Here is a 10,628-nt window from a genome sequence, read left to right as displayed (position 1 = left end):
GGGGCGACTGGGGGAGCGCGTGGGCCCGCGCGCGCCGACGCTGCTGGCCATGGGCAGCCTGATCGCCGCCCCGCTGATGCTGGCGTTGCCCACCGGCCCGATCACGCTTAGCGTGTTTCTGGTCGCCATCGGCATCGGACTTGGGGCCAGCAATGTCTGCAGTGCCACACTGCTGCTGGCATGGTTCGGCCGCCGCCCGAATCTGGAGCTGTTCTCGCTGATGTGTCTGGTCTCGACCCTGGCCGCGGCGGGCCCGACCGTGGGGGGCGCGGTGCGCGATCACACGGGCCACTTCGACGCGATCTTCCTGATGCTGTCGGGGTTCGAGGCCGTGGTCGCCCTGGGCGTCATGCTGACTCGCGCGCCGCGCCCCGGGCGCTGACGCCGGCCACGGACCGTATTGCCCACGGGGCATATTCGGTGCTGATGTGCATCGTCCGGGGCCCCTACCCCCATCCTCTTTGCGCCGACCGTCCGGGAGACCACGACCATCGCCTCGTTCCGGCACCTGCTCGACAGGTATTTCCATATCTCCCGGCGCGGATCGACGCCGATGCGCGAACTCGTCGCCGGGCTGACCACCTTCGGCGCCATGGCCTATATCATGGCGGTCAATCCGGCGATCCTGGCCATGGCCGGTCTGGATCGCCACGACATGATCATGACCACGATCGCCGCCGCTGTGATCGGCACGCTGCTGATGGCGTTGTGGGCCAATCTTCCGATCGCCCTTGCGCCGGCGATGAGCAGCAACATCGTCTTCGCCCAGATCGTCGTGGTGCATATGGGCGTGCCCCCGCGCGTCGCGTTCACCATCGTGCTGCTCAGCGGGCTGGCGTTCACGCTGCTGTCGCTGACCAACAGTCGCGGACGCATCATCCAGGGCTTCCCGGAGCCGATCATCGACGGCATCCGCTTTGCCATCGGCGCGTTCATCGCGCGGATCGGCATGACGACCGGCGGCCTGGCCATACCCTCGCACGAGGGGCTCGCGTTCGGCTCCATGGCCAACCCGACCGTGCTGCTATGTCTGGGCGGTCTGGTCATGGCACTGGTCCTGACGCGCGCGCGTGTCCCGGCCGCGATGTTGCTGACGATCGTAACCGTCACCGTCCTGGGTGCCTTCATTCCCGGCCCCGATGGGCACACCATAACGCACATCCCGGCGCGCGCGGCCGAGTGGCCCCGTTACCCGACGCACATGCTGTTTCCGTTCGACTTTCACGGATTCGCCGACCATCTTCTCGTGCTGGTGCCCGTCACCCTGTATTTTTTCCTGAGCGATTTTTTCGACGCGACCGGCACCATGCTGGCCGTCACCCGCCGCGCCGGGCTGGAGCGCGAGGACGGCCAGCCGGTGCTGGGCCGCGCCGCTTTCACCTCGGACGGCGCGGCCAGCGTGATCGGGTCGTCACTGGGGACATGCACCGTTTCCGCCTATCTCGAATCGCTGGTGGGCGTGGAAGCCGGGGGCCGAACGGGACTGGTCGGCGTGGTCGTCGCCGTCCTGTTCGCCCTTTCGTCGTTCTTCTGGCCCCTGATCACGGCGATCCCCGCCGTGGCCACTGCACCCGTGCTGATCGTGGTCGGCCTGGACATGCTGTCGGGCCTGCCGCTTGTGTCCCGCTCGACCTTGACCGAGATGATGGCCCCGCTCCTGATGGTCGTGATCACGCTGCTGACCGGCAATTTCATGATCAGTCTGGCCTGTGGCCTGCTGCTGCACACGGCGCTGATGGTCGCCGGTCGGCAGTGGCGCGGACTGACACCCATGCTGCTGGGACTGGACGCGGTGTTTTTGATGTTTCTGGTGCTCGAGACCCGCATGCAGAGCTAAGGCTCGGACAGCATTAACCCCGCGTCAACGCGGACGGGTCATGGTGGCGGCATGAACGAACATGTCTTCATCGCGACCCCGTGCTTCGGTGGCCTCGTCACCCAGTCCTACATGCAGTCGGTCCTCGGCTGCATGGCCGAGGCCGGTGGCATGGGGTTCACCATGACGCTCTCCCTGCTCGGGCAGGACGCCCTGATCACACGGTGCCGAAACACGCTCGCCCACCAGTTCCTCACCGTTCCCCACGCCACGCACCTTCTGTTCATCGACAGCGACATCGGCTTTCGCGCAGCGGATATCCGCCGCCTGCTGGACACCGGGCGCGACGTCACAGGCGCGCTCTATCCACTCAAGGAGCGCTACTGGGGCACGGCGACCGAAGATCTCGTCGCCGCCGGCGAGGACTGGCAGAGCGCCACGCTCCGTTATGTGGGCGAGAGCGGCCGCCTCTACGAACAGACGGAGGCCACAGTGGCGGAAGTTGCCTATGCCGGGACTGGTTTCCTGATGATCAGTCGCACCGCCCTGCTGCGCATGATCGAGGCCTACCCGGAGACGCGCTATGCGCGCATCGATGCCCCGGAACCCGGACCGGCCGAAGGGGCGATCGCCCCGCATGCCCTGTTCGACAGCATGATCGACCCGGTTTCGCGCACGTATCTGAGCGAGGATTTCGCGTTCTGCGCACGCTGGCGCGCGATCGGCGGCAGCATCTGGCTGGATCGTAGCATCAACCTGACGCATACGGGGCCATGCACCTTCGGCGGCCGCCCCATACGCAGGGCAGCGATGCCTACCGGCGCCACGTAAAGCCCTCCGGGCGGCAAGCGGATGCTGTTATCACCCGCGCTCGCCTGAGCGGAGAGGCCCATGCCGACACGAGACCCTGAGCACATGCACCCGATCGACCCCGGTCTGTGGGCGCGTCTCGCGCGTTCGTCGTTCCGGTCCCGGTTTCGTCTTGACCTGCAGGATCAGTTATATCTCGCATCACGCACTCCGCACGTCATCGCCGAGCACGCCGCCAGTTTCGTCGCCACCCGGATCGCTCCCGAACGCCCCCGACAGGACGGTCGGCAGACACCGTGGCGCGGACACCCGGTCTTCGTGGCCCAGCACGCCACGGCCACGTGTTGCCGGTCCTGTATCGCGAAATGGCACGCTCTTCCGAAGGGGCGCGCGTTGACCGCGCCGGAACAACGCTACGTCGTGTCGGTTATCAGCGCATGGCTTGAACAGCGGCGTGACGACCCTCGGCAGCACGCGGAGCCGGACGGTCGCCAATTCGATCTTCTGGACAGCCCGGCTCCGCACGAACAGTCGTAACAAAAACGTGCGCGAAACTCGGTACCGGGCGTCCCGTTGAGTAAGGGTGAGAGTATGTTCGGAGAATTTTCATGTCAGTCGGAGTACAGACGGGCAGAGTCGGCCTGGTAGGCGCGATTCTACTCGGTGGTCTCATAACGCTATTCGGCCTGATCTTCGTCGTTGGCGGCGCCAATCTCGCGGCGCTCGGCGGGTCTTTCTACTACGTGATCTGCGGCCTGGTGCTGCTTGCCTCCGGAATCCTACTTCTGCTGCGGCGCGCGCTCGGTGCCGCGCTGTACCTGTTGGCATGGATCGGAACGCTGGCGTGGACGGTCTACGAAGTCGGATTCGACTGGTGGGGATGGCTGCCGCGCCTTTTCGGCCCCACCATACTCGCCGTGCTCGTCGCCCTGTGTCTGCCGGCCCTGCGACGCTACGAGACCTTCCGTTCCACAACTGCCGGACCCGTCAGCGGTCCCGATCGGAGGGCCGTCTGATGCGCCGCTTCCCCCTTCTGACGACCACTCTGCTGTGCAGTGCCCTCGCCCTCGCGCAGGCGCGGGCGCAGGTCGCGTCGCACTCCGAACGTATTCCCGGCATGGGTAACGACAGCGCGCAGGACGCGTCCAGCGCATCGAAATTCACGGCGCCACCGCCGGGAAATCCGCAAGCGCCCGGTGTGAACGCCGCTAACCTGCCCGACATCTCCGAAATCGATCCGGCCACGATTCCAGCCATGGTCCCTCAACAAAGCGCGAATCCCGGGCATGACGACTGGGCCGCATATGGCCACGACGACAATCAGGACCGGTTCTCGCCGCTCACCCAGTTGACGCCGGAGAATGTCGGCGGCCTGAAACGCGCTTTCGTCTACCATACCGGGAGCAAGCCCGGTCCGGGACAGGCGAACAAATGGGCCGCCGAGACCACGCCGATCAAGGTGGGCAACGCGCTGTATATGTGCTCGGCCACGAACGACATCATGCGCATCGACGCCGCCACCGGCGAAGAAAAATGGCGCTTCAAGGCTGGCGTCCAATACCACTCGATCCCCTACACCGCCGCCTGCAAGGGTGTCGTGTTCTACACCTCGTCCACCGTGCCCGAGGGGCAGCACTGCCACGACCGGATTGTCGAATCCACGCTCGACATGCGTCTGATCGCTGTCGACGCGCAGGACGGGAAGGCGTGCGAGAGTTTCGGCACGGGGGGCCAGGTCAATCTGATGCAGGGCATGGGCGAATCCGTGCCCGGCTTCGTGTCCATGACCTCTCCGCCGCCGATCGTGAATGGCGTCGTCGTCATCAATCAGGAAGTTCTGGACGGCCAGCGGCGCTGGGCCCCATCGGGTGTCATCCGCGGGTATGATGCGGAGAGCGGAAAATTCGCCTGGGCATGGGACGTCAACAACCCCGACGACCACCATCAGCCCGAGCCCGGCAAGTTCTACAGCCGTGGCACGCCGAATTCCTGGGCGACCATGACGGGTGACAACGAACTGGGCCTGGTCTACGTGCCCACCGGCAATTCGGCCGCCGACTATTACAGTGCCCTGCGCAGCGACAAGGAAAACGCGGTCTCCTCGTCGATCGTGGCGATCGACGTCAAGACGGGCTCGCCGCGCTGGGTCTTCCAGACGGTCCACAAGGACGTCTGGGACTATGACCTGGGGTCACAGCCGACCAAGTTGGACTACAAGGCGGCCGACGGCACCGTCATCCCGGCGCTGCTGGTGCCGACCAAGCGTGGCCAGACCTTCGTGCTGGACCGGCGGACGGGGAAGCCCGTTCCCGATTATCCCGTCGAGGAAAAGCCGGCTCCCTCGCCCGGCGTTGTTCCGAACGACCCCCGGTCGCCGACGCAGCCCTGGTCGGTGGCGTTCCCGCGGCTTGGTTTCCCGCCGCTCAAGGAGAGCGACATGTGGGGCATGTCGCCGATCGACCAGCTTTTCTGCCGGATCAAATATCGTCGCGCCGCCTATGTGGGCGAATTCACACCACCCCACGTCGATCGCCCCTGGATCGAATATCCGGGCTATAACGGTGGCTCCGACTGGGGCAGCATGGCCTACGATCCCGCCAGCGGCATCGTGATCGCCAACTGGAACAACACCCCGATGTACGATCAGCTTGTGACCCGCAAGCAGGCCGACAAGCTGGGCCTGATGTCGATCGACGACCCGAACTACAACCCCTCCGGCGGCGGCGCCGAGGGTAACGGTGCCATGTCCGACACGCCGTATGGCATCGTCGTGACGCCGTTCTGGGACCAGTACACCCATATGATGTGCAACAAGCCCCCGTATGGCATGATCGAGGCGATCGACATCCACACGCACAAGGTCCTGTGGCAAAAGCCGCTGGGAACCGCGCGGGCCAACGGTCCCTGGGGGCTGCCGACCTTCCTGCCGCTCAACATCGGCACGCCCAATAATGGCGGCCCGATCGTCACCGCAGGTGGGCTGGTCTTCGTGGCAGCGGCGACTGACAACCTGATTCGCGCGATCGACGTCAAGACCGGCAAGGTGGTCTGGAGCGACGTTCTGCCCGGCGGCGGTCAGGCAACGCCGATGACCTACATGGTCGATGGCAAGCAGTACCTCGCCATCATGGCCGGTGGCCATCACTTCATGATGACGCCGGTGTCGGACGAACTGGTGGTGTATGCCCTGCCCGGCAAGACGGGCTGAACATGGACCTCGGCGGGTGGCCTGATAGGCCATCCGCCTTCACCACACGTCCATAGGCGCGATACCCAAAGGGCGCGTTACACCGCGACGCTGGCGCGGACGGCGCGCCCTACTCGAACTCGGCCCCGGCAACAGGGGTCATCTGTTCGTCACGGTCCGGCACGGATCGATTGGGAAGCAGCCACATGCCCCCGGCAATCGTGCCGTAAACCAGCATAAGCGCCGCCACAGGCGACCAGACATGCGTGCTTTTGAAGACCATCTCGGTCCAGACCGGACCGACCGACGACATCCAGTTGCCGACCAGCGCGGTGCATCCGGCCACCACGGCGGTCGCGCGCGGGAAGCTCTGGACGTGCGACCAGGTCAGCACCTGGCACAGTCCGACACCACTCATTGCCAGCACGAACAGTGTCATTGCGCCCCATAGGGACGAGCACAGGATGCCAGATGCCAGAAACGCAGCCGCGCCAATGATGCCGAACAGACGCACATGGGCAGCGGGGAATGGACGGGCAGCCGTCTCGCGGCGCTTGAACACCCTGATCACCATCCCCCACAGAAGCACCGAGCCATAGAGCGATGCCCACGGGATCGAAAACAGGCGCCCGGCCTGCCCGGCGCTCAGGTGATGATGATCCATCATGAAATGCGGGAACGTCACATGGAAAAAGCCCTGTACGCTGCACACGCCGCCATAGAAGACGGAGATCTGCGCGACCGGTAGAAGCATTTCGCGCCACGCCACCGGTACGTGCGGCGTCTGAGGCCGCGCCTCCGTATGCTGGCGCTGGCCCTCGACGGAGGGGCCGCCGTAGCAGAGGAACACGATGGCGCTGAACACAAGACCGATCACACCATAGATCAGGAAACAGTTGCGCCAGCCGAATGTCTGCATGACATACGCCGTCAGCGCGCCACTCGCGGTATACCCGACATACAGACCACCCAGCAGCAGTGAACTGGCCGCTTCGCGCTCTTTGTCCGAGAACAGCAGTTTGAGCGCGAAAATACAGGCCACCCAGTCCGGCGCCTGCCCGATCCCCAGAAGGATCCGGACCGCGAAGAAACCGCCAAGATGGGTTTGAAAGGCGGTGAGCACCGTGGCGATCGACCACATCAGGCACGCTCCGGCCAGCGCATATCGCACACCGATGCGCTCCGTCAGCCAACCCGAGGGGATCTGAAGCAGCGCATAGACGGCCGTCGAAATCGTGATCAGTTCAGCCATGCGCAGCGGATCGATCCCGAGCGCCTGCTGGACGAGGGGCGAACTGACGGTCAGGGCATTCCTGTCGATACCGAGAATGAAATTCATCGGCACAAACAGCAACAACAGCAGAAACCATCTGTTCCGTCGAAACGCCATGCCGCGTCCTCTCTCATCCATCATCATAAAAAAAACCCGCCAATGCCGCTGACGCGGCCTCGAGGCGGGGTGTGATCGTCTCATTTTTTTCAGACCGGACGAACGGAAAAGCAGCCCACGTGGCATAAAATAGGTTTTATGCCACGTGGGCCCATCGTTCACCCCAGCGCGCTGCCGCACCGGAAACCGGCACCGAAACGCAGACGGCGTTCAGACGATCGCTTTGCCTGTCTTGGGATCAGACTGACGCACCACATGGGCCGCCGTCTCGGCGCCGATCGCCACCAGCTTTTCGACCAGCGCGGCCCCCGTCTCGGCAGAGCACAATGTGGGGTCACCACCCCAGACACCATTCGGAACTGTGTCCCCGCCTTCGAACGGTACCGTGATCGTGCCCCCTTCCCCGATTCCGAGCGACGTGAAACCTGTGACCTGCAGGCCCCACACCTTGCCCGGAACGGTCGGGCCGGGCATGTACTGGGATTTGATCAGATGCGGGAACAGGTGCAACACGACGCTTGTCAGCGGATCGCAACCATGACCGCTCGACTTCGCGGCGACGTCCTTGCCCAGAATACCGGGCAGCAAGCCATAACCCACGCGCCACAGATACAGGGCGGGAATGACGATTTCCTGCTCAAGCCACACTTTCTGCGTGGCGTCATTGATCACGCCACAATTGCCCGCGTGGCCGTTGATAAAGACGATACGCGTCAGGCCATGACGCAGCAGGCACCGCAGCATATCGTCGACCACCGCGCGCAGGGTCGACTGCGCCAGTGCGATGCCGCCCGGCATGTAGCCGAAGAAATCCTCGCCCCCGAACGGCACGACCGGCGCGACATAGGTCTCCACGCCATCAGCCGTCGCTTTTTCGGCAATCAGCTCGGCGATACGTGCCGCCGAGAGGTAGTCACCCATCGGAGCATGCGGCCCCTGGTCTTCGAAACTGCCCATCGGGAGCAGGATGACTGGCTTACGCGTCGCGGCCTCGCGCATTTCGGCCGCCGAGAGTTCCGCAAGATAATAGGAAGAAGGCATCGGGTTTCCTCATAGTCGTGGCATCCCCATCGTTCCCGGGGGGGCGCACCGGAATGTGATAGACGGGGCGTCAGGAACAGCCCCGCTCAGGATCAGAAATCGGTCGAGGCGGTCATCATCACCGTCATGGGAGCCGCAAGATAGTAGCCCGGCTGCGACACTTTATACGAGACCGTCGGGCTGGCGACGGAGCCGAGGTAATGGACGTTCGACAGATTGGTGAAGTTCAGGCGCACGGTCGGCGCGTGCGCGATCCAGTAGCTCGGCAGACGATACCCAAGACCCAGATCGACGGTCTTGTATGCCGGCATGCTCTGGTCGTTCATGAACGTCGAATACTGGGAGTCGACCCACTTGAAGGCCAGATTGGCGAAGAATGGGCCATGCTCGTAATTCACGCCGATATTGGCCATAAACTTCGGCGTCGTCACCATGACCTTCCCGGCCGTGTGATAAACCTTGCCGCCATAGGTCATGTCATTGTCCATCGTTGCATGGACATACTGGGCGTTCACGTATGGCGAAAAACCATAATAGGAACGCGTGGCCAACTCGGCCGTGACACCGCGAATCGTCTCGCCGCCGGCCGAGATGGCCTGGCTGACCAGAGCGCCGTTCTGAACCGCCAGCGTCGAAATCTGATGATTGGTCATGTTCATGTTGAACAGGGCGACACTGGCCTGAACGGCACCATGATAACGCAGACCAAGCTCTTCGCCGATCGTATATTCCGGCTTCACAGACGCCAACCCCTGCTGGCTCACGGCTCCAGTCGAGACATTATAAAGCGTGGTGTAGCTATTGCCCGGCATCGCAGCGCGCACATTGGTAATTCCGTTGACGTATACCTGAGTATGCGGGTTGATATCATAAGAAATCGATACGCGCGGCATAGGCTGCGTGAACGAGTTCGAGAATTTACCCTGTGAGCCGACGTAGTTCGTCCCATTGATGTAATTCAGCATTTCCCGGAAACCAGCAGCAATTTTCAGCTTACCGCCGAAAAACGTCTGCGTGTCGCCGATGTAAAGTGCGTGCGTTTGCTGCTGCAGCGTAAAGTTCGAGCCGGAGATGGCACGCCCATCCGTGGCACGGAGGATATATTTCCCCATGTCGTTGGCTGCGTTGCCGTACTGGTCGAGTGGAGACAGGCTACCGAGCTGCGAAAGAGAAAAATTGTCGAACCAATATCCAACCTGCATCGTATTTGTGCGAGTCAGATCAATATCAAAATAGGTATTGATACCTTCAGCATAAATATTCTGCCTTGTATTACTCATGGCAGAAAATTGTCCAGTAGCCGCATTAGTATAGTACAGACCACTGGTGTTGACGTCGGCTTTTTCATTGCCGACATACAAGCTATTGACATTGGCACTTGTCTGGCCCGGTGCGTTCGTCGCCTCCCAACGGAAATACGGATTGAAGTGGAATGTCACACCCTTGGCCACGCGGAACACGTTCTGCATGGATACTAAGGCATCTTCATTCTTATAGACGTAAGGCTTCCAATAATTGGTTGTCTTGCCCGGGATGTAGGTACTGGCGAGATTACCAGCGGAAAAATTATTGTCGACCGCGTTCGCGGCTTCCCATTGGCTCAGCCCAGTCGTGTTCAGACGTGCATTATACCAATTGTCATACGAGGCGTAGATCGAGCTTTTACCGTAGTCGCCCCAATCCTTCGTAATCTTGTAGTCCACCTGCGTCCGATGGTTACGGCCACTTCCGGTAAAGAGATTCGCGGCCGTATAAGAATACGAAGCGAACATCTTGACACCGCTATTACCGATGTAACCCGAGTCAAGCCGCGCGAATACGCGCTGTGCGCGATACGACCCGGCGCTGTAGCTAAGGTGTCCACCCATTTTGTCCGACGGATCGCGAACCGTGACGATGACCTCGCCACCGGACGCTGTCGAGACCGGATCGACAAGACGCGAACTGCCCTGAATCACCGTCATATCAGCGATATTTTCAGAGTCCGCCCAAGTCTCCATGTAGGGCTGGTAATAGGCCTGGTCCATGCCCTGCATGCCTTCCAGCACCCAGCCCATTTCCCCCATGCTGAGGCCGCGGATCGTCATCGTCTGTCGGATCGCCAAGCCCAAGGGGTCTGAATTATTGTAGTTCACGCCGGGCAGAGCGGAAACGAGAGCCAACGGAGCGCTCGCCCCCATCTTCTGTGAAATATACTGCTGCCCGATCGAACTGCGCGATTCCGCAGCGGTCTGGCGACGCATGATACCACCGGCGAAACGACGCACGCCGCTGACGTTGACGGATTCAATGCCACTCTGGGACTCCATCGACATCGCCTCGTGGCGGGGCGTCGGTCGGGCGGTCGCGGCCTGAGCGGCCCGCGGGCCCGATGGCGCGGTCTG

At 62.5% G+C, this 10,628-nt stretch carries 9 protein-coding genes; 6 read left to right on the top strand and 3 right to left on the bottom strand.

All coding sequences use genetic code 11. The features are described from left to right. The 6 genes from HUK82_RS11930 to HUK82_RS11905 form a co-directional block, all read left to right on the top strand. On the top strand, nucleotides 1–382 hold a 382-nt coding region (locus HUK82_RS11930; RefSeq protein WP_218061579.1), incomplete at its 5' end, for an MFS transporter. 171 nt (nucleotides 383–553) lie between these two features. Next, nucleotides 554–1,837, top strand: coding sequence for an NCS2 family permease (locus HUK82_RS11925; protein ID WP_176614174.1), 1,284 nt, complete (start codon nucleotides 554–556; stop codon nucleotides 1,835–1,837). A 51-nt stretch (nucleotides 1,838–1,888) separates the two neighbouring features. Continuing rightward, on the top strand, nucleotides 1,889–2,647 hold the full coding sequence (locus HUK82_RS11920; RefSeq protein WP_176614173.1) for a hypothetical protein: 759 nt from the start codon (nucleotides 1,889–1,891) through the stop codon (nucleotides 2,645–2,647). 60 nt (nucleotides 2,648–2,707) lie between these two features. Then, entirely contained in the window at nucleotides 2,708–3,163 is a 456-nt protein-coding gene (locus HUK82_RS11915) for a DUF4186 domain-containing protein (protein ID WP_212648050.1), read from the top strand. Nucleotides 3,164–3,234: 71 nt separating this feature from the next. After that, a complete protein-coding gene (locus HUK82_RS11910; RefSeq protein WP_176614172.1) occupies nucleotides 3,235–3,642 on the top strand; it encodes a glycerol dehydrogenase in 408 nt (135 codons plus the stop codon). Then, a complete protein-coding gene (locus HUK82_RS11905) occupies nucleotides 3,642–5,834 on the top strand; it encodes a pyrroloquinoline quinone-dependent dehydrogenase (protein WP_176614171.1) in 2,193 nt (730 codons plus the stop codon). Before HUK82_RS11910 ends, HUK82_RS11905 begins: the two co-directional genes overlap by 1 nt. 109 nt (nucleotides 5,835–5,943) lie before the next feature. On the opposite strand, the gene HUK82_RS11900 is transcribed toward HUK82_RS11905, so the two are convergent. The 3 genes from HUK82_RS11900 to HUK82_RS11890 form a co-directional block, all read right to left on the bottom strand. Continuing rightward, nucleotides 5,944–7,203 carry an MFS transporter gene (locus HUK82_RS11900; RefSeq protein WP_176614170.1) on the bottom strand — a complete coding sequence of 420 codons (1,260 nt, stop codon included), beginning with the start codon at nucleotides 7,201–7,203 and terminating at the stop codon, nucleotides 5,944–5,946. A 210-nt stretch (nucleotides 7,204–7,413) separates the two neighbouring features. Then, a complete protein-coding gene (locus HUK82_RS11895) occupies nucleotides 7,414–8,244 on the bottom strand; it encodes a creatininase family protein (RefSeq protein WP_176614169.1) in 831 nt (276 codons plus the stop codon). A gap of 92 nt (nucleotides 8,245–8,336) precedes the next feature. Beyond that, nucleotides 8,337–10,628: TonB-dependent receptor (locus HUK82_RS11890; protein ID WP_218061578.1), on the bottom strand; the 2,292-nt coding region annotated here is incomplete at its 5' end.

It is taken from the genome of Ameyamaea chiangmaiensis (assembly GCF_013376175.1).
Taxonomy (GTDB): domain Bacteria; phylum Pseudomonadota; class Alphaproteobacteria; order Acetobacterales; family Acetobacteraceae; genus Ameyamaea; species Ameyamaea chiangmaiensis.
This window is presented reverse-complemented; position numbering and strand designations above follow the sequence as displayed.